Source organism: Barnesiella sp. B2-R-119, from assembly GCF_023656675.1.
In the GTDB taxonomy this organism is placed as follows: domain Bacteria; phylum Bacteroidota; class Bacteroidia; order Bacteroidales; family Barnesiellaceae; genus Barnesiella; species Barnesiella intestinihominis.
On record NZ_JAMOKL010000001.1, the window covers coordinates 23,986 to 50,786 of the forward strand.

18 protein-coding genes and 1 tRNA gene are annotated in these 26,801 nt (G+C 47.2%); 10 read left to right on the forward strand and 9 right to left on the reverse strand.

Translation table 11 applies throughout. From position 1 onward, the window contains the following. Window positions 1–2: 2 nt before the first annotated feature. Entirely contained in the window at window positions 3–821 is an 819-nt protein-coding gene (locus NBH06_RS00095) for a tetratricopeptide repeat protein (RefSeq protein WP_250792124.1), read from the reverse strand. Between the two features lie 113 nt (window positions 822–934). Here NBH06_RS00095 and NBH06_RS00100 point away from each other — a divergent pair, with 113 nt between their 5' ends. The 4 genes from NBH06_RS00100 (at window position 935) to recJ (ending at window position 5,695) form a co-directional block, all read left to right on the forward strand. Continuing rightward, on the forward strand, window positions 935–2,125 hold the full coding sequence (locus NBH06_RS00100) for a clostripain-related cysteine peptidase (RefSeq protein ID WP_250792126.1): 1,191 nt from the start codon (window positions 935–937) through the stop codon (window positions 2,123–2,125). A gap of 19 nt (window positions 2,126–2,144) precedes the next feature. Further along, window positions 2,145–3,071 (forward strand): mechanosensitive ion channel family protein, encoded by a 927-nt coding sequence (locus tag NBH06_RS00105; protein ID WP_008860660.1) that lies wholly within the window; start codon window positions 2,145–2,147, stop codon window positions 3,069–3,071. A gap of 127 nt (window positions 3,072–3,198) precedes the next feature. Next, the gene (locus tag NBH06_RS00110; RefSeq protein WP_250792128.1) at window positions 3,199–3,687 is read left to right on the forward strand and encodes a GNAT family N-acetyltransferase; all 489 of its coding nucleotides are present in this window, start codon (window positions 3,199–3,201) and stop codon (window positions 3,685–3,687) included. 286 nt (window positions 3,688–3,973) lie between these two features. Further along, window positions 3,974–5,695 (forward strand): single-stranded-DNA-specific exonuclease RecJ, encoded by a 1,722-nt coding sequence (gene recJ, locus NBH06_RS00115; RefSeq protein WP_155012339.1) that lies wholly within the window; start codon window positions 3,974–3,976, stop codon window positions 5,693–5,695. 109 nt (window positions 5,696–5,804) lie between these two features. On the opposite strand, the gene NBH06_RS00120 is transcribed toward recJ, so the two are convergent. Beyond that, a complete protein-coding gene (locus NBH06_RS00120) occupies window positions 5,805–6,569 on the reverse strand; it encodes a leucine-rich repeat protein (protein WP_046412628.1) in 765 nt (254 codons plus the stop codon). A gap of 226 nt (window positions 6,570–6,795) precedes the next feature. On the opposite strand from NBH06_RS00120, the gene NBH06_RS00125 reads away from it, so the two are divergent. The 4 genes from NBH06_RS00125 (at window position 6,796) to NBH06_RS00140 (ending at window position 9,996) form a co-directional block, all read left to right on the forward strand. Continuing rightward, window positions 6,796–8,703 (forward strand): RecQ family ATP-dependent DNA helicase, encoded by a 1,908-nt coding sequence (locus NBH06_RS00125; protein ID WP_046412630.1) that lies wholly within the window; start codon window positions 6,796–6,798, stop codon window positions 8,701–8,703. A 36-nt stretch (window positions 8,704–8,739) separates the two neighbouring features. Further along, window positions 8,740–9,105, forward strand: a complete 366-nt coding sequence (locus NBH06_RS00130; RefSeq protein ID WP_040295795.1) for a CidA/LrgA family protein — start codon at window positions 8,740–8,742, stop codon at window positions 9,103–9,105. Then, a complete protein-coding gene (locus tag NBH06_RS00135; protein WP_021892241.1) occupies window positions 9,102–9,794 on the forward strand; it encodes an LrgB family protein in 693 nt (230 codons plus the stop codon). Before NBH06_RS00130 ends, NBH06_RS00135 begins: the two co-directional genes overlap by 4 nt. 129 nt (window positions 9,795–9,923) lie before the next feature. Continuing rightward, a tRNA-Lys gene (locus tag NBH06_RS00140) sits at window positions 9,924–9,996 on the forward strand. A gap of 676 nt (window positions 9,997–10,672) precedes the next feature. On the opposite strand, the gene NBH06_RS00145 is transcribed toward NBH06_RS00140, so the two are convergent. The 7 genes from NBH06_RS00145 to NBH06_RS00175 form a co-directional block, all read right to left on the reverse strand. After that, window positions 10,673–12,256 (reverse strand): choice-of-anchor Q domain-containing protein, encoded by a 1,584-nt coding sequence (locus tag NBH06_RS00145; RefSeq protein WP_250792130.1) that lies wholly within the window; start codon window positions 12,254–12,256, stop codon window positions 10,673–10,675. A gap of 23 nt (window positions 12,257–12,279) precedes the next feature. Next, window positions 12,280–13,902, reverse strand: a complete 1,623-nt coding sequence (locus NBH06_RS00150; protein WP_250792132.1) for a choice-of-anchor Q domain-containing protein — start codon at window positions 13,900–13,902, stop codon at window positions 12,280–12,282. A gap of 31 nt (window positions 13,903–13,933) precedes the next feature. Continuing rightward, complete coding sequence (locus tag NBH06_RS00155) at window positions 13,934–15,205, reverse strand: glycoside hydrolase family 16 protein (protein WP_250792134.1); 1,272 nt, start codon at window positions 15,203–15,205, stop codon at window positions 13,934–13,936. A 7-nt stretch (window positions 15,206–15,212) separates the two neighbouring features. Next, complete coding sequence (locus NBH06_RS00160; protein WP_250792136.1) at window positions 15,213–15,671, reverse strand: T9SS type A sorting domain-containing protein; 459 nt, start codon at window positions 15,669–15,671, stop codon at window positions 15,213–15,215. A 12-nt stretch (window positions 15,672–15,683) separates the two neighbouring features. Beyond that, a complete protein-coding gene (locus NBH06_RS00165; RefSeq protein WP_250792138.1) occupies window positions 15,684–16,178 on the reverse strand; it encodes a DUF8740 domain-containing protein in 495 nt (164 codons plus the stop codon). 324 nt (window positions 16,179–16,502) lie between these two features. Then, a complete protein-coding gene (locus NBH06_RS00170) occupies window positions 16,503–17,339 on the reverse strand; it encodes a glycoside hydrolase family 16 protein (RefSeq protein ID WP_250792140.1) in 837 nt (278 codons plus the stop codon). Between the two features lie 163 nt (window positions 17,340–17,502). Next, the gene (locus tag NBH06_RS00175) at window positions 17,503–21,585 is read right to left on the reverse strand and encodes a hybrid sensor histidine kinase/response regulator transcription factor (RefSeq protein WP_250792142.1); all 4,083 of its coding nucleotides are present in this window, start codon (window positions 21,583–21,585) and stop codon (window positions 17,503–17,505) included. 286 nt (window positions 21,586–21,871) lie between these two features. Here NBH06_RS00175 and NBH06_RS00180 point away from each other — a divergent pair, with 286 nt between their 5' ends. Beyond that, the gene (locus tag NBH06_RS00180; protein WP_250792144.1) at window positions 21,872–25,060 is read left to right on the forward strand and encodes a SusC/RagA family TonB-linked outer membrane protein; all 3,189 of its coding nucleotides are present in this window, start codon (window positions 21,872–21,874) and stop codon (window positions 25,058–25,060) included. A gap of 44 nt (window positions 25,061–25,104) precedes the next feature. After that, complete coding sequence (locus NBH06_RS00185) at window positions 25,105–26,781, forward strand: RagB/SusD family nutrient uptake outer membrane protein (RefSeq protein WP_250792146.1); 1,677 nt, start codon at window positions 25,105–25,107, stop codon at window positions 26,779–26,781. Window positions 26,782–26,801: the final 20 nt, after the last annotated feature.

Below are 26,801 nucleotides of genomic sequence, written 5' to 3' on the forward strand. Positions count from 1 at the left end.
TTCTATTCCTCTTCCAATAAACGCTCGGCCTCTTTGGAATCATAACCAAGTTCCACGGCTCGTTTCAAATCGGCCTTCGCCGATTCTCTTTCATACCTTGCCAATTTGCCCAACGCCCTCAATACATATACTACCGGGTCATCGGGAGCCAACTCGATAGCCTTTTCTATATCTTTATCGGCTTTGGCATATTGTCCGGCGAACAAATAGGCTTCCGCCCGCCCTACATAGAGAATCTCCTTCTCGGGATTTACCCGAATTACCTGCGAATAGACCTCTATGGCTTCGGGATAATAACCCATCACTTTCAACAACGAAGCAAAACCTATGCGACCGTTGGCACTCGCCGGATTCAATTTCAAGATTCGTTCAAAATCGGCACGGCTCGAAATCGTATCTCCCCGCTCCAATGCAATCAAACCTCTGTGATACAGCGCATCTTCGTCGGTATCGTCAATTAACAGTATCTGGCTATAATCCTGATAGGCACGGTCTATGCTGTCTATCTCTGAAAAAAGAGCCGCCCGATTCCGCAACAAAGTGACCGAATGAGGTGTCATCAACAATCCGTTCGTATAACTCCGAAGTGCAGCTTCATAATTACCTGCATAACGTTGTACCGTACCCAAATTGGACATAAGCAACGAATTTTGCCCATTCGCGGGCTCGGTTCGCAACGCACTTACCAATGCCGACTCTGCTCCCGCCCAATCTTTCGCCTTGATGCAACTATCGGCCCTCTCTACCCATTGATAATAGGACTGTGACAATACATAAAAGGGTAACCCTACCACACAAACGAGAACCAAAAGATTTTTCATATCCCATATTTTATATAACAAAGGTACGGGTTTAGACGTTACATTCACATATTAGATATGCAAAAACGAATCAAAAGCAACAGACATTCTAAATTTTTCTGTTAATTTTGCAAATGATGAGTAATCATAAATTTATATATAGTATTTTTTTCAGCCATCAGATTATTCTCCTCTTAGGAATTGTCATTCTGTTTTCGGGATGCGCCAACGAAGATGAACCGGAGCAAGAACCTGTAAACCGTACGGTACTGATTTATATGTTGTCGAACAACAACTTAGGATCGACATACCGTTTCGATACGCAAAATATCAACGACATGTTACAAGTCGCCGCATCGGGAGGTCTAAATGGAGGAAATCTCATTATTTACCGCGACGGATACGATACAAATCCCCAGCTTATACAGATTAGGAAAAACGAATCTGGTTCGGCTGAAAAAGCGATTATAAAGGAATACCCGGACCGCAACTCGGCTACCACGGAAGTCATGCGTTCGGTAATCGATGAAACGAAAGAACTATTTCCAGCGAAAGAATACGGATTGATACTTTGGTCTCACAGCACCGGCTGGGCTCCGGGAAACTCCTCGTTAGCTCTTTCACCGGCTCGACGGTACGAATTGCCCACACGCTCTTTCGGGCAAGACGGCAAAAATTATATGGAAATAGACGAGCTGGCAGAAGCTATACCCGATAAACAATTCCACTTCATTCTCACGGACGTTTGTTTCATGGGTGGAATAGAATGTGCCTACCAATTACGAAACAAGGCCGATTATTATATAGGATCGGCAGCCGAAGTTCTGGGAGCCGGAATGCCCTACTCGTTGACCATTCCAAAACTATTCGATTATCATCTCGATCTCAAAGATGTTTGCAATACAATCTATACTTATTACAATGCTCAAAGCGGAGCATATCGCACATCTACCGTGGGATTGGCGGACTGCCATAGATTGGAAGCATTAGCCGATAGTATCCATGAAATTTTCGAGGCTCATCGAAACGATGCCATGCCCGATATTTCCAATATCCAACATTTCGATCGTCAACCGCCATATATTTGTTTCGATTTACAAGATTTTCTATCGCGAATCGCTACTCCCGATGAAAATACAGGGTTGGAGCAAGCCCTCTCCCAAGCTATACTCTACCATGCGGCAACCCCTTCGGTCATGGGAGATGTCTCCATTTACAAACATTGCGGCCTGAGCTGCTACATTTTAGGAACAGGAAACACGACCCTCGACCGATACTATACGACCCTTGATTGGTACAAACGAGTCTATCCCGACAATAATTAAACTCTTAATTCTATTCATAATGTCAATTTTCAATTCTTTACAATCCTTACTGGCTCAAACGCCAGAAGTTCCGGCTCCGGAAGAGATCGCCCAAACGTGGCAACAAAAATTATCGGCACTTTCGTCTCTATCGTTCCAGCAATTCATGGAACAAGCCATCAGTGCCATATTACACGGAGCGGTAAAAATAGCTATCGCACTGGCTGTATTTTTTATCGGGAAGTGGATCATCAACCGTATCTATCATTTTATCTCCAAAGCATTCATACGCCGTAACGTCGAACTATCCCTGCGGACCTTTCTACTCAGCTTGATACGCATCATCTTGATGCTTATCCTCATCGTTATCGTGATAGGAATACTCGGTATCAACACCAGTTCGTTTTTAGCCATATTCGCCTCCGCCGGACTTGCCATAGGTATGGCTTTGAGCGGTACGCTTCAAAATTTCGCAGGAGGGGTCATGATACTTCTGTTCAAACCCTATAAAGTCGGAGATTTTATCGAAGCGCAAGGTTATTCGGGAACCGTAAAGGAGATACAGATATTCAATACCATACTCAATACACCGGATAACAAAACGATTATCATACCTAACGGAGGATTATCGACAGGCAGCCTAAACAACTATTCCAAAGAGGGACGCCGACGTGTCGACTGGAAAATAGGCATCGCATACGGCGACGATTTCGATACGGCTCGCAAAGCCATTCTCGAACTGCTTGCAGCAGACAAACGAGTATTCGATGACCCGGCTCCGTTTGTAGTCCTAAGCAGTCTAGCCGATAGTGCGATCGAAATAACCGTACGAGTATGGACAGCTTCCGAGAATTACTGGGGAGTATTCTTCGACTTTAACGAACAAGTCTATAAACAGTTTGACAAATACGGGCTGCACTTCCCTTATCCACAAGTAGATGTACACATGATACAAGACAATCAATAACCATCGTATCGAACGAGAAAGGGGCGAATAAATTTTTGCCCCTTTCTCGTTTTCTTATAAAACACGAACCCACGTATATAACAGTTTACCGATTCTTTATATATCCGTATCGTAAAACAGAGAAACAATGATAAGAGACGTAAAGCCACAAGATGCCACAGCAATCACGAAAATTTATAACGAATATATCACAAACAGCATAATTTCATTCGAAACCGAACCTTTAACCGAAGAAGATATGCTGTCACGTATCGTGCAAATATCGTCGAAATATCCCTATCTTGTCTATGAAACAGACGGCATAGTGGTCGGATACTGTTATGCCCATGCATGGAAAGAAAGAGCTGCTTACCGATATACAGCAGAAACAACCATTTATTTATCTCCCGCATACACAGGCAGAGGCATAGGGACTCTGCTCATGCAAAAATTAATCGAAGAGTGCCGTAACAAAAATTACCGCGCATTGATAGCATGCATAACAGACGACAATATAGCCAGCAAGTCACTCCACATCAGACTCGGATTCAAACAAGTATCCCATTTCAAAAAAGTGGGACTAAAATTCGACCGATGGTTAGATGTCGTGGACTATGAATTATTACTAACGCCATAACACTATTTACACTCATTGTTTGAAGGAGGTTAAAAATTTGAAGATTTATAATTTTAATTCCTAAAAACGGCTCAACATTGAATGTCTTTTTATAACTTTACGGCAATAATAAGGTGTAAAAGGATTGTCTGTAAAAAATACATCTCCTTCTCACCGCAATAGCCTCATGAGGGTAAGGAATTTAAGGTAATCCTACCTCGTACACTTTCCCGGTTATATCGTCGAAAATATCTTTCTCGATTATATAATGGGGCATTAAGACAGATAAAAAATAAAAAACATATAAATGATAAGTAAATGGAATTACTTACCCCTTACATCAAACGAACAACAAATAGCCCAGACATTAGGGGACCGATATCCAAAGGTCCCTGCACTCTGTAAGCTACTCGCTCAACGAGGGGTTACTTCTGCCGCCGAAGCGGAGAAGTTTTTCAAGCCCCAGCTGTCCGATCTCCATGACCCGTTCTTAATGAGAGATATGGAAAAAGCTGTAGTTAGGCTTAATCGTGCATTAGGGAGTAAAGAAAAAATTATGATTTACGGAGACTACGACGTAGACGGGACGACTGCTGTATCTCTGGTATATAAGTTTTTACAAAACTATTATTCGGGACTCGACTACTATATCCCCGACCGTTATGAAGAGGGATACGGTATTTCCGACAAAAGTATCGACTATGCCGCCGAAAACGGTATCACGCTGTTCATCGCTCTCGACTGTGGCATCAAAGCCGTAGAAAAAATAGCTTACGCCAAAAGCAAAGGAATCGATTTTATCATCTGCGACCATCACATGCCCGATGACCAATTGCCTGATGCCGTAGCTATACTCAATCCCAAATTAGAAGGAGAAACCTATCCCTATAAACACTTATCGGGGTGTGGCGTCGGATACAAATTCATGCAAGGGTTTGCCATCAATAACGGTATCGACATAACTTCCGACCTGGAACCGCTGCTTGATCTCGTCGCCGTGAGCATAGCGTCAGACATCGTACCCATAACCGGGGAAAACCGAATCCTTGCCTATCACGGTCTTAAACGACTCAACTCCAATCCTAGCATGGGTTTAAGAGGTATATTGAAAGTATGCGGATTGAATAACAAAAATATTACAATCAGCGACATCGTATTCAAAATAGGGCCTCGCATCAATGCTTCGGGACGTATGCAATCGGGAAAAGAAGCGGTAGACCTGCTGGTCGCCAAAGACATGGCAGGAGCTTTGGAAAAAAGTCAAAATATCGACCAGTACAATGAGGATCGTAAAGAGCTCGATAAACGTATCACCGAAGAGGCGAGCAGAATATTGGAAGAACATATCGACATAAATCGAAGGAAATCGATTGTTATTTACAATAAAGACTGGCACAAAGGAATTATAGGTATCGTGGCCTCACGCCTGACGGAACTATATTATCGCCCGGCCGTCGTTCTTACCCTATCCGACGGACTGGCCACAGGGTCGGCTCGGTCGGTACAAGGATTCGATATTTATAAAGCCGTAGAATCTTGTCGAGACTTACTCGAAAATTTTGGAGGACATACCTATGCCGTGGGATTATCGATGAAAGAAGAACACATCAAGGAATTTACGGCTCGATTCGAGGAACACGTCGCCCGGCACATCTTACCAGACCAGATGGAACCGCAAATCGACATAGATACAGAAATCAATTTCAATGAAATCACACCCGATTTCTTTACTATGCTGAAACAATTTAATCCGTTCGGCCCGGGAAACCAAAAACCTATTTTCTGCACCCGGCGTGTAACCGATTACGGAACAAGCCGCCTTGTTGGAAAAAAGAACGAACACGTGAAATTGGAACTGGTAGATAGCAAATCGAAAAATATCATGAATGGAATCGCATTTAATATGAGCCAGCATTTCGAACATATCAAAGCCGGCAAACCATTCGATATTTGTTACACCATAGAAGAGAATACTCACAACAATGGTTCGATACAGTTATTTATCAAAGATATGCGCCCCTCGGAATAATCCTATTTGACACAATATAAACAGTAGGGAAAGATTTACAAGAAATCTCTCCCTACTGTTTACCATTTACATTTTCAAAAATAAAATTACAAGACAGGATTGAATATAATCATATCTTTACCTTAACCGTTCTACCTGCATATTTAACAAGATAAATACCTCTTTCTTGTAACCGAATCTCCATACGCTCGCCAGTTGCCGGCAAAGTTTTTACCAATACTCCGTTTATATCATAAATCCAAACATACCCTTCGGTTATACCATCTATTATTATTCGGTCTTCTTTCCCCGATATTCTCACAGAATTTTGGATTTCTACAATCCCTGAAAAATCAGATTCTACAATCATAGGAAAATCTTTCCAAACATGTGCATTTCTATAAGCAGCCAATCGTCCTTTCGGAACATATAGTACACAATCCTTCTTATTTACATTATCAAAGCTACTAGAATCACAAACAGGTGGAACCTGTCCCAAACAATAGATTTGCACCAAAAACAAACAATTTTGGAAAGCACATTTATTAACTGAAACGATACTTTCAGGTAAAGTCACAGTTTCCACCCCCAAACAGCCTCCGAAAGCATTTTCTTCAATCGATGTCACTCTATACGTCTTTGAATAATCAACCACAGGTGGCCCAACAATCTCTCCACCCGGCCCAACAATAAAAATTCCATCTCCACCTTGAACCTCTTCGGGGATAACAATTTTCCCAATATACTCAGTCGCTCCCCTATCTACACCAACAGTCGCCTTAGACTCAGATGTAATTTTATAATAAATCTTCTCATGCTCAAAGTCATAAGCCTTTATGTTAAAAATAGTAGAGAAAAAGCAGCCGAATAATAAAATTCTCCGTATTTGATTCATCTTTCTAACTAAAAACACATATCATAATAACGGTCAAACTTTATTTTTATTATATATTGCTTTTTTTTAGATATTGCAACCCTCTTTACTTTATACTAATCAAGAACTAAAAAAATTCAAAAAACGCCCCTCTGACCTTGAACGAATCGATAACAATCAGATTTATTTCGCTATTTCTACATCATAAAAGATAAAATTGTAATTTTGCGCCGAATCTGCAAAAGGAATGAACGAAATTATCCACGAAGTATTGCATAAATATTGGGGCTATTCCCAATTCCGTCCTATGCAGGAAGAGATTATCACCTCACTGCTCGACGGGCATGACACGTTGGGATTAATGCCGACAGGGGGAGGAAAATCCCTTACATTCCAAGTTCCCACCCTTAGCCGGGAAGGCATCTGTTTAGTAATTACCCCATTGGTCGCTTTGATGAAAGACCAAGTAGATAACCTACGCAGCCGAGGGATACGGGCAGCTTATCTGCACGCCGGTATGACGCGCCGTGAGATGATCGTCACTCTCGACAATTGCCTGTACGGACGCTATAAATTTCTGTACATTTCACCGGAACGTCTGGATACGGAATTATTCATCGCTCGTATTAAAGGATTGCCGGTTTCCTTTACCGTCGTGGACGAAGCTCACTGCATTTCTCAATGGGGATACGATTTCCGTCCGGCCTATTTGAAAATAGCAGACATACGTTATATTCTGCCCGAAGTCCCTATACTGGCACTCACAGCTACTGCTACCCCCAAAGTAGCCGAAGATATACAACGTAAACTATCCTTCCGCAACGGGCAAGTTTTCCGCACCGGTTTCTCACGTCCCAATCTTTCATACGTGGTAAGACAAGGAGAAGACAAGCTCCAACAACTGCTACGCATACTCAACCGTGTGCCGGGCAGCGCTATCGTGTATGTGAGGAATCGAAAACGGACGAAAGAAGTCGCCGAAGAATTGCGCAAAGCTGGTATATCGGCAGATTTTTTTCACGCTGGATTGAACTCGGAAGAAAAAGCCGATAAACAACAAAAATGGAAAGCAGACGAAATCCGGGTTATGGTTTCGACAAATGCCTTCGGCATGGGTATAGACAAACCAAACGTAAGGGTTGTCGTCCATATCGAAATGCCGAACGCCCCCGAAGAGTACTTTCAAGAAGCGGGACGAGCGGGGCGTGATGGAACCCGTTCCTATGCGGTATTGCTTTATGCCCGAAGAGATAAAGCCACGTTGCACAAAAGGTTGACCGAGGAATTTCCCGATAAGGAATTTATATTGAAAGTTTACGAACGCGTAGGCAATTTTCTCGAAATAGCATTAGGCTGTGGCATGGATTCGATTTACGAGTTTAACTTGAAACGCTTTTGCACCACATTCAAGTATGCTGCCACACCTGTACTCAACGCGCTGAAAATACTTACCATTTCGGGATATATCGAATTTATCGAGGAAACCGACTCTCTATCCCGGATCATGATTCTGGTACACAAGGACGAACTATACGAATTACGAGAAAGTGATCCCCAAACCGACCGTGTGCTGCAATGCCTATTGCGATCTTATACCGGACTGTTCGCCGACTACACATATATTCATGAAGATTTGTTGTGCCAACGGCTCGGCATGAACCAGCAGGAAGTGTATGAATCGCTGCTAAAACTGAACCGCATGCATGTACTGCATTATATTCCCCGGCGTCGCACCCCATACATCGTCTATACCCAGGAACGCATGGAACCCCGCTATGTACAAATTACCCGCGAAGCTTATGAAGAGCGTCGAGAGCGTATGGCAGATCGCATAAAAAGTATGATTACATACGCTACCTCCTCATGCTGTCGCCAACAAATGCTTCTAGAATATTTCGGAGAAAAAGCAGATTATGAATGTGGCTATTGCGACAACTGTATCGAACGAAAAAAACGAGAGGCCGCCTCAAAAAATTCTCCGATACAAATTGCGAAAGAGATACAGCGACTGCTCGGAAATGGGGCAATCAGCCGAAACGAAATCGTGGAAAGCCTCCCCTATCCAGAGAACGAGGTTATCGAGAGCTTGCGCTTTTTACAGGACGAAGGATTCATTACCGCCTGCGAAGACGGTATTCACTATAAAAATAAATAACAGAAGGTATTCAGGTATTATCAAGATTAAGTAAAAATGATTAAAGGTTTTTGTTACATCATGCTTTTCTATGTATTAGGAGAGATGATGAGTCTGCTAATCGGGAAACTCATTCCCGGCAGCGTATGCGGCATGATATTGCTATTCATCGCGCTCACTTTAAAATGGATCCGTCCGCACGATGTAGATAAAGCAGCCTCGGCACTCACCCGCAATATGGCACTATTTTTCGTTCCCGCCAGCATAGGGCTAATGCACGAATATAAAATACTCATGAGCAATTGGGTAGTATTACTCACCGTATCGGTTGTGACAACATTGCTGGTGATCGTTGTTGTCGGAGTAACCGAAGAACAGCTCGACCGCAAATTATCCCATAAGAAAGGAGGTGAAAAAATATGAGTGAAATATTTTCTTCTACTCCCTTTATACTCCTATTGGTATTGGGAAGCTATTTAGCCGGCTGCAAATTGTACCGAAAAAAACACATAGCTCTGTTTCACCCTCTTCTAGTCGCTATGGTGCTTATCATAGCTCTCCTTTCATTACTGGACATCGACTATGACACGTTTTGCGCAGGTAGCAGTTTCATCAGCTTTCTTTTAGGACCCTCGGTCGTTGCACTGGGATATGCCCTTTACGAACAAATCGAGCAAATCAGAGGGAAAGAGATACCCGTACTTACTGCCGTCTTTGCGGGCGGTATCGTAGGTATAGTAAGTGTCATAGCTATTTGTAGAATCATGGGAGTAGACGAGACTATCACCTCGTCACTGCAACCCAAATCGGTAACCATACCCATCGCTATCTCCTTGTCGGAACACTCGAATGGCATACCGTCGCTCACCGCAGTTATCGTATTTGGCTGCGGGCTTTTAGGCGGGATCGTCGGTCCTGCCATTCTCGACCGCTGCCACGTCAACAGCCGAGTAGCCAGAGGGCTTGCCTTAGGTTCGGCGGCACATGGGCTAGGAACGGCACGAGCCATCGAATTGGGAGCCGTCGAAGGAGCTATCAGTGGCTTGGCCATCGGGCTGATGGGAGTTATCACCTCTTTACTTATACCTCTTTTTGAAAGTATTATGCGCTAATAATCAAAGCATAAAATAAAAATATGACTTTATACCGATAAAATTAAGTATAATAATTTACAGATACCGCTTGCATATTCCAATAAAAGACGTATCTTTGCAACGCTTTTACAAAAAGCAACAAGGTTAGATTCGCTAGCTCAGCTGGTAGAGCACAACACTTTTAATGTTGGGGTCTTGGGTTCGAGCCCCAAGCGGATCACAGAAACGCTGGACAGCAATGGACAGTAAATGTACAACTACTCCTACAATATCAAATATTGTAGGAGTTTTTTTGTATAATGTCTGTGACCTGTCTCCTCCCTAAAATTAGATTAATGTCCAAAATCGGCGATTTGTTGTCTTAATTTATCCATTCTATAAATCATCGTTATTACTTTTATTCCAAAATTTAAAGGCTCTTCTAAATAAAAAGCCTATTATAAATTTATAAAATATTCATATAATATAGAAAACAGTACTCCCAACACCACTTTTTACTACGGAATGTACATTATTTCTCGCTTTCTAACCCTGCTTTTAAACGTATCTCCAACTTCCATTTAATGGTTGCTCAAGCATTATCTAAACACAGACCTAGCGCCATAATTTTACATTTATCTTTCCATACAAGTCTTTTTTGACTTTTTGTGAAGTATTCTTACAAAAAAGAGAATACAATAGAGCCTATCGACCTCTCAAAACATAACCGATATTAAGAGGATCTAATCCCAATTAAATACGAATTAAACAGATGTTATCTCAAAATTAAATTGAATTTAGACCTTGTGCTTCATTTTCTTGCCCCTACAAAGAAAAATGAAAACAAAACCGCCCAACTTGAAATACATCGAGTTCGGGCGGCTTCTATAAAACAAGCTCCCCTCCGGGGAAATCGATTAATGCAACATCATTTTTTGTACTTTCTTGCTTACACCGTCAGTCAACACGAAGATTACGCAATGAGCGTCGATGTCTTGTTTATTGACCGTCATCATGCCAGCGCCATTTCCGGCGTAAACCGCACGACCCAACATATCTACCACGGTCAACGTGAAATTGCGGTCGGCCGTATTCATGACAGAGATTTGGTCGCCATTGGCCACAATCACGAAGTCCGATTCATCGGCTGCAACCGACGAGATAGCCGACGGGGCGGTAGCGCCGTATTCATAGGCACCGATGTCTCTCGTGCCCACAACGGCCAAGCCACGAATGTCGGTAGTGGGGACAAGGTCGACATATTCGCCTGTGGCATAACCGGCGTTCACAGCACTGCTGTTCTCGGCGGTCAACGCCAAGTAGGGTACGAAGTTGTCGGTAGACAATACGGTAGACAAAGCCACATTCGACAGCGGGTAGGTAGCCAAAGTCTCTACCGTGTTGTTGTACTGGGCTTTTCCACTGTTGAAGCACTCGTCGTCGATAGCGTCATTAACACCCTGCTCAGCGCCTACGATAATGTTGTTGTAACCTTCGATAGGAGTGCGCAAATTGGCTACCGTGTAGCTGGGATCGCCAAAAATACCGGCTCCGTTGGCAAAGATCAGGTTGTTGAGCATCACAAGCTCACCTTTATAAATATCGCCGATACGCAATGCGCCATCGTTGTCGTAGAAGGTGTTGTTGATCACATATATCGTCGCATCGGCAGATTCTGTCACATCGATAGCTCCTTGATTGGAAACAGAACTCTCTATATCGGGAGTATAGACGGCTTCGGAGGTATTGCCTACAAAGGTACAATTGACAACCTTTACACTTTCCACATTGGAGTATCCCACAGCTGCATCGGAAGTCGAAATCGCTGTTCCCGCTCCCGGCACATCATTGCGATAGAAAGTACAGTTTTCTACCAGCAGCGACCCAGCATCGCCATTGTTTACACCGGCTTGTATAAGGGCGGCACCCGTACCATAATTACTGTACACATAGTTGCCGTCGAAATAGGAGTTGCGCACGGTCACATCTTTGGCGCGAGCGCATATACCCGAACCTCCTGAGCCCGACTCGTTGTCGATAAACTGGCAGCTGTCTACCACCAACGTATTACCGGCAAAGTAAAGGCCTCCGGCCGGTTGATAAGTAACTTGGCGACCATTGAGGAAAGTAAGGCCTTTTACCGTAAGGTTGCAACCGGTCGCGGCACGCATAATACGAGCGCCCTCACCGCCGTCCTTACCAGCTTGTAAAGCGGCGCGAAGCGTCGTATTTTCCCCAATAATAGTTACGTTTTTGTTCTCACCGAAATCCAATTGGCCGCCCGTATCGAAAGTAGTATTGGCTTCCAAATAGATAATGGTCTCTTCGTTCTCTTTTACACTGGCTACCGCATATTGCAAGGTTTTATAAGCGGTTTCCCACGAAGCGCCGTTGTAACTGTCGTTACCCGTCGAGGCGCTCACATAGATTTCTGTGGCCGCAAAGGCGTTCATACCGAAACAGCAGGCCAACAATCCTACAAATAATACTTTTTTGTTCATACGTTTTAATTGTTATCTTTGATTTATAAAATTACTTTTTTGGTGATTTGCGAAGTTCCGTTATTAGCTACGACCAACAACACGCCGTGCGGAAGGGCGCTCCCGTCGATGACAGCCATTTGTTGCACCTTCATGGCGGCTACCTGGCGGCCGTCGATTTGTACCAAACGTACCTCGAAGGCGGCATCGGTATGATTCTCGACAACCACGTTGCCGGCCTGTACATAGACCGTGAGTTCATCGCTCAATTCGTTACCTGCTATACCGGTGGGATCGTCATCATCGACATACTCATACGCACCTATATCGACATAACCGTCTTCACGGGCAGTGCCCACGACGTCGAACTCGGGCACGATGTTCTCCTCGGCAACCAAATATTCGTTGGCACCGGCATTCACAAGCGGGCTCGTTTTTTCCACGGCCAGATAGGACACGAAATTATCATCGCTCAGTTCTGCGACCAATCCGGCCGAAGACAGCATAGCGGTCAAGTTGTCGATATCCTCGACAACGGGGTCACCAATATTGGCCGCACGGGCGGTCGACAACACGTTGCAGTTCTCACCATCGGCCAATTCGGATACAAAGCCATGAGGTTCCAGCACCACGCAGTAATTGTTTTGGCAAACGATGGTACGGCCAGTAGCGGCGGGGGTGATCACAGCACTGCGCAAGCCCACGACCACGTTGTTGACAAAGTGCAAAGCGTTGTCACCAGTCTCGGCGATATTGACCGCCGAGGTTCTGCGATACACATCTTTCATCATATCGGCTCCGCTCTCGGTTTCGTCTGTTTCCTCTCTCAAATCAAAATAGAAAGTATTGTTGGCCACCGCAACCGTATTGGAGGAGCCTTTTATCAAAATATTGGGCACCGATCCCGAAGGAACTCCCGTTGTCGTATTGTTATAGAAGGTGTTGTTGACCAAGCGGGCCTTCACATTCGAACCGTTGTCAAAGCCAATGGCCGTAGCGCCATTATTCGAATTGACGGCATTATTGTGAAAAGTGGAGTTTTCTACGACAAAGTTCCCGTCCTTCCCTTGGAAACGGATAACGGCACCGCTCATCGTAGAGGAATACTTGCCGGCCTGATTGTTCTTGAACACACTATTGGTAATGATCACATTCATGGCGTTGGTTCCGGTAGCGATAGCGGCTCCGCCCTCGGCACCCTCGGTCAAAGTGTTGCTGTCAAAGACACAGCTATCGATTACCAACTCGGAAGCGGCACCGGAATTTCCTGCAAAGTAGAGCACACCGCCCATGCTCGAATAGTTCTTCACCCCGGTGAAAGTGATGCCTTTCAACACCAACCGGGCTGCCTCGGTGCGCAATATACGTTGCGCCGCATTGGCATTGATCGTGGTGTTCTCGCCGATGATGGTCAGGTCGATCCGGTTTGTATTGGTATTCATGTTGTTCTCCGAGAAGACATGCCCCGGTTTCAAATAAATGGTCACAGGCTCATCAGCCGTCACATTGTTTATAGCTGTCCCAATCTTGGTATATACAGCATCTACGGTCATACCCTCGGGATTATTCCCGTCGGGCTCCACATAATACACTTTATCCGCATGGACGGACAAACCGCATACGGCAGCCACGAGGGCCGCACTTACAAGCGTAATCGGTTTTTTCATGATTTCAAATTTTAGTTCGTATTATTCAGGTTTATTGATATATCCTCACATAGTCGATCACATACTCCAAGGGAAGAGCCGTCACGTCGATTCCTTCACGACCGCCCCAACCTCCGCCAAAGGCGAAATTGAGCAACAAATAGAAATCTTTGGTATAAGGCCAGTTGGTATTGGAATAGGTTCTTCCACGCAAAACGGTGGCTTGCAGCTCCCCGTCGATGAACCAAAGCAACCGATCGGGGTGCCACTCAAAGGAATAGACATGCCAATCCTCGGGGTTCTCGATGGGAGCGCTGTTAGCGTAGCGATTGGGCTGGTTGTTGCTATTGAAGTCGGTGCAGTGAGCCGTGAAGTAGATGTTGTTGGGGTCGTATCCCACATGCTCAATGATGTCGATTTCGCCACAAGCGGGCCAGTCGCTACGGTCTTGCGGGAACATCCAGATAGCGGGCCACGAGCCCAAGCACACCGGAAGTTTGGCACGCACCTCCACCCGGCCATAGGTAAAGGCGAATTTCCCTTTGGTCACGACGCTGGCCGAGGTAATGGGAATAATCGTATCGGCGCGATAACCATGCGACCCACTCCACTGCTGCTCATACAACGCGTCTTCTATCAAGGCGCTGTCGTTGCGGCACACGATGTGCAGACAGCCGTCGGCCATATAGGCATTTTCTTCACGAGCCACCGTATAATATTGTTCCTCGCCGTTACGCACATAGCCTTCTTCATAACCCCATTTGCTGTCGTCGAGCAAACCGGTGCCGTCGAACTCGTCGGAGAAAACCAGTTTGGTAAAGCGCTCGGGAATCGCCACGGCTTTCAACGTGCCGTCGCTATCGCACTCCAAGCTCCATTGTGTGCCGTCGTCCGATTTCAGCAACAAAGCATTCTCGGCCGACAAAGCGTAGGGCACTGTGCCCAACTCTTGCGTGGAGGTAAATACCGCCTCGCCGCTACCGGCCAGTTCGATCTCGGTCTCGATAGAGACTTTGCCCCACCAGTCGACCGCACCGAAAGAACCTTCGATAGGTGTACCCTCGCCCACTTGCAGGCGCACCAAACCGTTGGCGTCGCTCGTGGCCGTGTGGGTTTCGCTGTACAGGGTGACCGGTTGGGCACCGGAGCGTGTCGACAGCGTGCGCTGAATGTAGAACCGCACGGTCAATTCTTGGTCGGCCACGGGATTGCCCTGCTCATCGCGCACAACCGTTTGATAGGGAATGCCCTTTATAGTTTGGGCACACAACTCGACCACAGGAAACAGAGCCATGGTCAATATGATTAATAGGATCCTTTTCATCTGTCACTTATTTTTTAATAATCAAAACCGAACGGCTGCCGACCTCGTTCGTAATCTTCAACACATACTCCCCAGTAGTCTTATCGGAGAAATCAATCACGGCTTGCGTATCGGCCAACTCGCCCGAACCGAGCAAACGCCCCTGCATGTCGTATAACCACCACGAAGTGGCACGGCTCCCCGAAATCGAGAGATACAACTCGTCGACTACGGGATTGGGTCCGGCAGTAAAGGTGAGGTTATCGCCCTTGATATTCAGGATACCCGAGGTCGATATGGCTATAGGTTGATTGAATCCTTGCGAGAAACGCACGACATTGGAACGCATCACCGACTCGGTGAATATCTCGCCCAGCGTCCATGTCAACATGTCGGTACTACTGCCGGCACTCGACACGACCGATTGAGCCACCGACTTTCCGCACAAAGCCGACGCTATACATAATAATAGGATTGCCTTTTTCATAAAACCGCTGTTTTATTCTGTTACGGCTTCGGCCGAAACCGTTCCGTCGTTACTTACTTTGATTTTCCACAATTTCCCATCGGGCGATTTCACATGCACGTTGTCGGCGGTTACCGCACATTTGGCATACGGCACACTCAGCAACTGCTGGGATCCCAGCGATTCGTAACCGGTACCCCGGTTGACCAGCGTCTCGAAGAAATAAACGCCTTCGCTCCAATCGACATCGACAAACAAAGTTTCGCGCGAGGTGTTCACACCCTCGCCCACTTTCAAGGTGATAATTCCCGAAGCGTTGCTCGATGTCGTGTGGTCTTCTTCATAGACTACCGTGCCATCGGCCGCGCCTTGGTGGATTCGCACTCTCACTTCGAGCGGTTTATTGGAAACTATACTACCGTCGTCATTGCGGAGCACAGCCTGATACTGAAACGAACCCGGCACCTGTGCCGACATTCCTATAATACAAAGGAAGGTGGATAAAACCGAAATAATTTTCTTTTTCATGAATAATAATTTAAATTTATAATTCTACTAACATAATGTATTTGTCGCACACTTTTTAACATGACAAATATAAATTCAATTGCAACAACCGTTTTACAACGAATACGACATTGTTTGAAGTTTTGCATTCGCAGTTGAAAAATTGTAGCGAAAATTTAGATTTATGTTGCAGCGAGGCTTTCGACCGCCTCAAACAGAGGTTTTCGCCCCGTTTTTCCGTTTCGACCACAAGGCTCGCCGGGTCATCGTTTTTCGCCACAGCACCCCATGGAGTTAAGGGCAAACGGCGTTTCGGCAGCGAGCCCCCGGCAGGGCCTGTTCACGTCAGCGATACACCCTCACATAATCGATAATGTACTCTTGCGGGAGCGCGTCGAGGTCGACACCCTGACTTCCGCCCCAGCCTCCGCCGAAAGCGAAATTGAGTATCAGATAAAACGGACGGTCGAACGGCCATGCCTCCCAGCCGTTTTCGTCTTTTGTCACCGAATAGGTTTCAACCCCGTCGAGATACCATGTGAGTTTATCCTCCCGCCATTCAAAACCATATACATGAAAATCGGTGGCCACCGTGGCGCAATCGACGGTATAGCGTTTTTGATTGTTTTTGGTATGGTTGTATTTTTCGGTATGTATGGCATAATGGACTTTGGGCAATTCATATCCTACATTCTCCATAATATCCATCTCGCCGCTCTTGGGCCATTCGCCATAGGTATCGTCGGCGGGCATCATCCAAATAGCGGGCCAAGTGCCTATTCCATCGGGCAATTTGGCGCGCACCTCTACCCGGCAATATTTCCATTCGGCAAGACCCTTGGTGGTAATGCTGGCCGAGCTAATCGGGGCAACCGCCGTGCTGCGGATCGTATCGACCGACGTCTCCCACTGTTTGGCGAACAGTCCGTTCTCTATCACTGCACTGTCGCGACAAGCCACGATGTGCAGATAGCCGTCCCGCCGATAGCAGTTCTCGGGACGGGCTACCGTGTAATATTGTAATTCGCCGTTACGCACATAGCCTTCTTCGTAATTCCAGCGCAAGGAATCGGGGAGCCCGGTTCCCTCGAAATCATCTTCAAACACCAACTCATTTGTCGTACCACATGCCACCGAGAGCGCCAGCGGCAGGCTAACTAAAAACAATTGCACTTTTTTCATGATAAATATCGATTCGTTATAAAGGTTTGTGTCGCAAAGATAGAGACTATACGACGGCGGGATTTTCAAATATGTAGCGCAGATTTCAATTTATGTATAAAGCACACCCCAACGCCGCCGGCTCGTCCCGACGGGGATTTCACCACTGTCTCCAAAGACAGGTCTATGGCTCCTCCTTGTCGTCCACAGTCTTCGACGAAGGTTGCCCCAAGTCGCGGTTCAGCTCCACATAACGGCTGGGCGACATGCCGTAGAAATCGCGGAAACTGTTGGAGAAATGCGACAGCGACGAAAAACCGGCTTCATAGGTCACCTCGGAAATCGAAAGGTTTTTCGTGACAAGCAACGAAGCGGCATAGCGCAACCGGGCTGTTTTGAGGTAATCGCTCGGATTCTGGTTGGTGAGCTGCTTGAATTTGCGTTGCAATTGCGAGCGGCTTACCCCGATTTGCCGGCTGAGGGTCTCGACCGAAAGATTGGGGTCGGAGATTTGCTCTTTAATAATCTGGTCGATTTTCTCGAGCATCTTTTCATCGACCGATTTTATCTTGATGTCCTCTTCCCGCAACTCGTGTTTTCCCTCGTATTTTTCCTTAATCGCGCGCCGCAGCTCGATGAGCTTGCGCACCCGAGTTCTCAGGTGCGTCACATTGAACGGCTTGGGAATATAAGAGTCGGCGCCCACTTCCAGTCCCTCGATGCGCTGCTCGATAGCGGTTTTCGCCGTGAGCAGAATCACCGGGATATGGCAGGTTTTCTCGTTGGTCTTTATCTTCTTGCACAATTCGATACCGTCCATCTCGGGCATCATCACATCGGTAATCACACAGTCGGGCAATTCCTTGATGACGAGTTCGAGCCCTTGCAACCCGTCTTCGGCCTCGATCACTTGATATTCACGTCCCAGAATCTCTCTCAAATATTTGCGTATCTCTTTGTCGTCTTCCACCACCAAGAGTTTGTAGCGGAACATCGAGGCGGCTCCTTGCAACGGTTCTTCCTGCACCTCCTCCACAAAATCCTGCAAAGCGGGCTGCACGAGCGTGGCCAAGCTGTCTTCCGAGGCCTCGGTCTGCATCTCCTCTTTCTTCAAGTAATCGTTGCCCAACGGCAATGTGACGACAAACACCGCCCCTCCCGCCGAAGAGTCTTCCACATAAATGCGCCCGTGGTGTATCTCCATAAGGCTGCGGGAGAGGTGCAACCCTATGCCCGTGCCCATTTTATTGCGGTTATTCTTTGTAGGTATTTGATAGAACCGATTGAATATCAATTCCCGCTGCTCGGCCGGGACACCCTCGCCAGAGTCGGCGATACGGATTTTCAAGTCACCGCCGTCCTTCCCTATCTCAATTGTTACCTTCCCGCCCTCGGAGGTGTATTTAAACGCATTGGAAAGGACATTGAACACCACCTTGTCCAATTTTTCTTGGTCGATCCAAACCGTGGGCAAGCCCGGCTCCACATGTATCTCGAACTGTATATGCTTCTCCTCGGCGATGTTGTCGAACGACGAAGCTATCGCCCGGAAGAACGAATCGACATCGGTGGGCACGGTCAACAGCCGCACCTGCCCGCGATCGAGTTTCCGCATTTCCATCACTTGGTTGATCAGCCGCAAAATGCGTTGTCCGTTCTGGTTAATCATTTTATACACATTTTGCAAAGGGCCCTCGGGAGTCTCTTTAATGAGCGCCTCTATGGGCGAGAGAATCAAGGTCAAAGGAGTTCGGATTTCGTGCGATATATCGGTGAAGAATTGAAGTTTGGACTGCATGATGAGGTTGTCGTTCTCCTTTTGTATATCTATTTTCTTGCGGCGGATACGGCGCTCCATCATATAGACAAACAGGCACAATGCGGCCAAGACACACAAGAGATAGAATGTCTTTGCCCACCATGTGAGCCAAAACGGGGGCGTCACGACAATCGACAGGCTCCGCTCTACCGGTTTGGTTCCCGGCAAGAAAGCCCTTACCATAAAGGTATATGAACCGTGATTCAAATTGGTATAGGTCGCCAGACGGCTACCGGTCGGCAAGGTGCGCCACTCGGTGTCGAAGTTGTCCATCTTTACTTGATAGACGACCTTCTCGGGCGAATTATATTCCAAGGCAGCAAACTCGATCGAGAAGCTCCGTATGTCGTAGCCTATCTTTATCCGCTCCGTCGCATTGATATTGCGTTTCAACACAGCGGCCTCATCATCGCCCACCTTTATTTTCTCGTTGTAGAAATAGAGGTTGGTAAACATGAGGTGCATCAATTCATGCTCGGCATGAAGGGCAAACGGATAAAACGCCGTAAGACCGACTATCCCGCCGAAAAACATCTCGCCCGTCTTTGAGCGGAAGTGCGCCCCCCGCCTAAACTCGTTGTTCTGCAAGCCGTCGAAAGTGTAAAAATTGGAAAACGTGTGGCTTTTCACATCGTAAAACGATAGTCCCAGCGACGTGCTTATCCACAGATTTCCACGATCGTCGATTTCTATCCCGGCGATAGAGGCGTTGGACAGGCCGTCGGCCTCGGTATATAGCAAGGTGGTGTCCCTCGCCAAGTCGATATAGTGCAAACCGCCTTTCGTGCCCACCCAAACGTTGCCAGCCGAATCTTGCGCCACGGCATAAATGTTGTTGTTTTTCAGCTTCCCGTTCTCGACATTGTAGTCACGAAACTGGCCGGTTTTCTGGTCGAAACAAGCGATGCCGGCGCTGCTGGTACCAATCCACACCAAACTGTCACTCCCGAAGAGAATCGTATGCACCGAGTTGCTGGGTATCTGATTGCCTTTGGACAACATGTCGTAGGTGTAGCTTTCAAGTTTTTTCGTGTCGTGGTTATACAGGCACAAGCCGTTTTCGTTGGTTCCTATCCAAAGGGTTCCATCGGTATTTTCCTCGATAATGTAAATATCTTTTATCTCTCTCCCTCCGGTCTGCAACCGTATGCTTTGGAAACTGTCGGAGCGCTCGTCATACAGAAACAGCCCGTGCAAATAGGTTCCCAGCCAAATGCGCCCGCGGCTATCCTCAAAAATCGTCAGCACCACTCCGGCAGACAGTTTGTCCGCGGTATAGTGGCGATCCACTTCACGGTCGGCGTTCAACCGGTATATCCCGTCGCCGTCGGTTCCTATCCACACCCTGCGCGACGAGTCCTCGAGAATGCTCAGCACACACTCCGACCCGATATTCAACTCGGGGTGGAAGAAGTTCAATCCCCAGTTATGGAAAGTGCGCTCCTGCTGGGGTACCATCAGAATACCTTTCTGGTACAGCACGAGCCACAAATTGTCTTGCCGGTCTTCGAGTATTCCATGCACCTTGGCGTGGTGCATGTCAATGCTGGTCAAATCGGAATCATATGTACTCACTTCCCGAGTGCGATAATCGAACTTTTTAAGCCCGTTGCCGTCGGTTCCTATCCACACATCATTGTCCTTCCCTTCTTTTAAAGTAAAAGCGCCCTTGACCGAAGGGATATAATTGCGTATAAACTTCTTGGAAGAATAGTCAAACAGGTCTATTCCGCCATCGATCATGCCTATCAACATGTTGCCATCGGGCAACTCGACAAACGAAAACACTTTGTTGCTCGACAATGAGTTCACATCGGCAGGGTCGTGCGCATAATTCACAATCGTGTGTGTCTCCATATTCAGCACACTTATTCCGTTGTCCTGCGACCCGATCCATATATTCCCAAACCGGTCTTCGTATATCGTGTTGATTTTATCGGAACATATATTGCTGTTGGTAGGCAAATAGTAGACCGGGCTATGCTCGTCGCCCTTCAAACAAATGGCGCCGGCCCGGCTGGTCGACAGCCAAATGTTCCCACGGCTGTCTTCGATAATGCAACTCACATAACTGAAATCGGTTATATACGGATACGAGAAATGCACCGTCGAGAACCTGTCGGTTTCCCGGTCGAGCCGTTGCAAACCGCCCGTCGTGCCCACCCACAGATTGCCCTTGGTATCGTCGTAAATCGACAAGACCGAATTGTTCCCGAGCGAGGTCGTGTCGTCCAAGACATGATAATAGGTCTTAAATTCCACCCCGTCGAAACTGTTCAATCCATTATCGGTACAAATCCATATAAGCCCCGTGCGATCCTGATAAATGCTATTGACATGACTATTGGACAATCCCTCCTGCAAACCATAGAATCTATCGGTATTGGCGGCAACCGGAAAGACCGTGAAGTATAATAATATTAAGAAAATTGTTTTATATATCCTCATCTAAATAAAAATCCTCTTAAAAAAAACCACATCGGCGTGTTTCAAATACAAATATAATATTTTTTATTCAAATATAATAAATGTAGCAACCGGGCTACAAATCTTTAACTCTTCGCTACATTTTTACAAACGCCCGTCCCGATACGAAAATAGTAATAGGTATATGTGCAAGCCATAAAGAGAATAAGCGACTATTTTTGACATACGAAATTTCCCGGAATTTCAATCGCAAGAAAAATAAAATAACAGTGCAAAAACAAAAATAATTATTACACACAATCTAATCATGGAAAAAGAGATTCTAACCAAAAGACACACAAGGAACAAAACGAAACGTTTTCTTGTCTTCTTGTTGCTTTTCGTGGCTTGCAGCAGTTCTGTATTTGCCCAGTCGAAAACCATTTCGGGTGTTGTCACTTCGGCAGGAGAACCGCTAATCGGAGCCAGCATCGCAGAAAAAGGAACGACCAATGGGACCATTACCGACATCGAAGGCCGCTTCTCCATCAAAGTAGCGCCCAATGCGACCCTGCAAGTATCCTACTTGGGATATGAGACCCGGTCGATAGATGTAAAAGATCAAACGTTTTTAGACATCGAACTGCAAGAAGCCGTCAACATGCTCGATGAGTTTGTGGCTATCGGTTACGGTGTACAACAGAAGAAATTGATCACAGGCGCTACCGTGCAGGTCAAAGGCGACGACATCGCCAAGCTGAACACGGTGAATGCCCTCGGAGCCTTGCAAAGCCAAACTCCCGGTGTGAACATTACCAAACAAAGCGGTAAACCGGGCGAAGGATTCAAGGTGACGATTCGTGGTCTCGGAACAATCGGCAACTCGGCACCTCTTTATATTATAGACGGTGTACCCAACGGCGACATCGGCATGCTGAATCCCTCGGACATCGAGTCGGTCGATGTATTGAAAGACGCCGCTTCGGCCGCCATCTACGGTGCCCGCGCCGCCAACGGTGTAATCTTGATTACGACCAAACAAGGGAAAAAGGGAAAAGCCTCTATCCAATACGACGGCTACATCGGGTTCCAGAATTTGGCCAAAACAGCCACCCCGCTCAACGCCGAGCAATATCTGGAAATCCTGAACGAAGCCGGCTATGACCGCCAATATTTCGCCGACCGTATCCCGGGAAGCATTCTGGAAGGTGTCGACAACGGTACTTTCAAAGGGACCAACTGGCTGAAAGAAATGACTCTCGAGAACGCCCCTCAAATGGGACACGCCGTAAATGTGACCAGCGGCGGTGATATTTCTACTTTCTCGTTTGGTTTCTCCTACACCTCACAAGAACCGGTCATCGGTTTGGAAGAGCCTGAGATAAAACAGATGTATGAACGCTACACCCTGCGGTTGAACTCGGAACACAACATTATCCGCAACGGCGACCGCAACATACTTACCTTCGGTGAAACCTTGACCGCCGGTCACACAAGCAGCACGGGTCTGGGTATGGGAACCGGAAACCTCTATTGGAACGACGTGCGTAGCGCCTTGGCCGGAAACCCGTTGCTCCCCGTCTATGACGACGAAACCGGAGATTATCACAAACCCCTCGAAGGCCTCGATTATCAGTCGGTCAACCCGATTGCACAAATGGATTACCTGCGTTCGCGCGTGAACAGCAAAAACTACTCGATTCGCGGTAGCCTCTACCTGATATTCGAGCCGATTAAAAACTTGAAATGGCGCTCGACCTTCGGCTATGCTTACAACGGCGGCACCAGCCGGGAATATGTTCCGGTGCATTACCTCAACTCAGTGACTTTCGAGGATCTCGACAAAGTGACTCAAAGCTCGTGGAACGGATTGCAATGGAGTTGGGACAACACGGTATCGTATGATTTCAAACTGGGCGACCACAAGTTCACCGCTTTGGTAGGTAACTCGCTCGAGCGCTGGGGCTTCGGCGAGAACTTGGGAGGATCGAACAAAGGCTCGGAATTTAACTCCTTTGAATTTGCCTATCTGAACAATGTGAAAACCGTAGCCAGCGGGACAACCACAGTGACCGGCTCGCCGTGGGACGACGGTGGTCTCGTCTCGTTCTTCGGCCGTGTCAATTACGACTATGCCGGCAAGTACATGGCCAGCGTGACCATGCGCGCCGACGGTTCGTCCAACTTTGCCCGTGGACACCGCTGGGGCTACTTCCCCTCGGTATCGGCCGGTTGGAATATTCACGAAGAGAACTTCTTCAAAGAGAATGTCAATTTCATGGACCAATTGAAAATCCGTGCCAGCTGGGGTGAAAACGGTAACTGCAACATAAGCCGTCTCGCCTATCTCGAAACAATCGCCATCGGCGGCGCATATAATGCCGCTATCTATTACTTCGGCGAAGACAAATCGCAATATGCCATCGGCGCATATGCCGACAGAATCGCCAATCCCGACCTGACGTGGGAAACTTCCCGCCAAACCGACATCGGATTGGATACCCGCTTCTTCCAAAGCCGATTGGGATTCTCGTTCGACTGGTATGAAAAACTGACGCTCGGCTGGCTCGTTCAACCCACAGGATTGGGCATTTGGGGAACAGCGGCTCCCTATATCAACGGTGGTGATATCAGAAATACCGGTGTCGAAATCAGTTTGGACTGGACCGACAACGTAGGCGATTTCAGTTACAGCATCAAAGGCAACATGTCGTACAACCGCAACGAAGTACTCAGCATCGACAATGACCAAGGATTCATCAACGGTACTTCAAACATATTGACCCACAACACCACTTATCTGGCACGCGCCGAAGTGGGGCAACCGTTGGGTTTCTTCCACGGTTACAAGACCGACGGTATCTTCCAGAATCAAGAGCAGATAGACGCATACATCTGGACCGATCCCGAGACTGGCGCCACTCAAAAAATCATGCCCGACGCTCAACCCGGCGACGTGATTTTCAAGGATTTGAACAACAACGGCGTTATCGATGACGGTGATAAGACCTTTATCGGCGACCCGCACCCCGATGTAACCTACGGCCTCTCCATCACGTTGGGATACAAAGGATTTGACTTCGCAGTTACAGGTTACGGAGTAGCCGGCAACCAAATTGCCAAATCGTACCGCAACAATACCAATACCACCTTCGACAACTATACAACCGAAATCTTAGGCCGCTGGCATGGCGAGGGAACTTCCAACCGGTTGCCCGCAATCGACGGAAGCGCCATCAACTATGGCTATGTATCGGATTTGTATATCGAAGACGGTGACTACTTCCGCATCAGCAATGTCACGCTGGGATATGATTTCACCCGCTTGTTCAAGTCGAAATATATCTCGCAACTGCGCCTGTATGCAAGTGTGCAAAATCTCTTCACCTTCACCAACTACTCGGGCATGGACCCCGAAATCGGATATGGAGGCGGCGACGATTGGACCTCGGGTATCGACCTCGGTTACTATCCCGGAGCCCGCACCTATATGTTTGGCGTCAACCTCAAATTCTAATTCAAATTTCAAAACACGTTTAATCTGCAAAAAGAATCAACGATATGAAAAAGATATTGTATTTTATAATCGGTGCCATGTTGCTCACCAGTTGTGAAGATTTTCTCGACTCGAGCAACAAAACCAAAAAAGACTCAAGCAACTTCCCGCAAACCGAAGCCGATGTCTCGCAACTGCTGACGGGTGTATATTCCATTCTGGGTCGTCCCGAGCCGCTCGGAAGCCTCTTCTTCGTTTCCGAACTGATGTCGGACGACCGCTTGGGCGGCGGTGGCACCGACGACAAAAGCTGCAAAGCCATAGACCAGTTCAAGAAAGACGGCGACGACACATTCAACAACCCGTGGCGCGCCATGTACTTCGGGGTGTATCGCAGCAACTACCTGTTGTCCAGTTTGGACGATGTGGAATGGAACAGCGAGGAGTCGAAAAACAAAATCCTCGGCGAGGCTCATTTCTTGCGGGCTTATTTCTACTTCGACCTTGTCCGCATGTTTGGCGAAGTGCCTTTGATGATCGATCCCGAGCCGGTCAACATACCCAAATCGCCGGCTTCCGAGATCTATGCCCAAATCGCCACGGACTTGAAAACCTCCATCGAGTTGTTGCCCAGTGTAAAATTCCAAGACATAGACCGCGCCAAAGACCTCGGCCGGGTAACCAAGTGGGCGGCCGAAGCCTTGATGGCTCGTGTATTCCTGTTCTACACAGGATATTACAGAACCGACGCTCTGCCCTTGAACGACGGCGGCCAAGTGACCAAAGACCAAGTAGTCACTTGGATTGTCGACTGTATCGAAAACAGTGGCCACGACTTAGTGGAGGACTTCCGCAACCTGTGGGCCTACTCCTATGTGAAAGATTACAAATACACGGCCGACAACAACCTCGAATGGGTGGGCGACGGCAGCAAAGAGACGGTGTTCTCCATTAAATACTCGTCTCTGGCCAATGACTGGAACTCGCCTCAACAAAAGAGCAACCAAATATGCCTCTACTCGGGTTTCCGCAACCAAAACTACACCAAAACGTTCCCCTTCGGACAAGGCTGGGGTATGGGTACAGTCAATCCCAAAATCTATGAAGACTGGGATCCCAACGACCTGCGACGCGACGCCTCGGTTCTCGATGCAAGAAATACCGACGAGGTCGCAGATTTCGATTTCGGTGGTGGCAACCAACAAGACCTCACTTGCTATTGGCAAAAGAAATACATTCCCATAAACGTATGGACCGACGAGACAAAAACCGCCGTATATAATTTCAGCCACGAATTGTACAGCATGACCGGTACCGATTACCAACGCGACAACATTCAAGACTTGATTCTTATACGTTTCTCCGATGTATTGCTGATGGCTGCCGAGCTTGGAGCGCCCAACGCCCAACAATATCTCGACCGGGTAAGAAACCGTGTAGGACTGGCATCGGTGCCTGTCACCCTCGAAAACATCAAAGCCGAACGCCGTTTCGAGCTGGCCTTTGAAGGCGTGCGTTACTACGACTTGTTGCGCTGGCACGACGAGGACCTGATTACCATCAACCAAACCGGTATCGTAACCTACAACCGCCGTGGCCAAGCCAATGCCGAGACAAAATCGATTACATTCCGTAAAGAGACCGGCGGATTCCTGCCTATCCCGCAAACTCAAATCGACTTGTCGGGTGGCGTGCTGACCCAAAACGCCGGCTGGGAAGGCGGAGACATCTATCTGAATTGATAACTCCTGTCAACCGCATA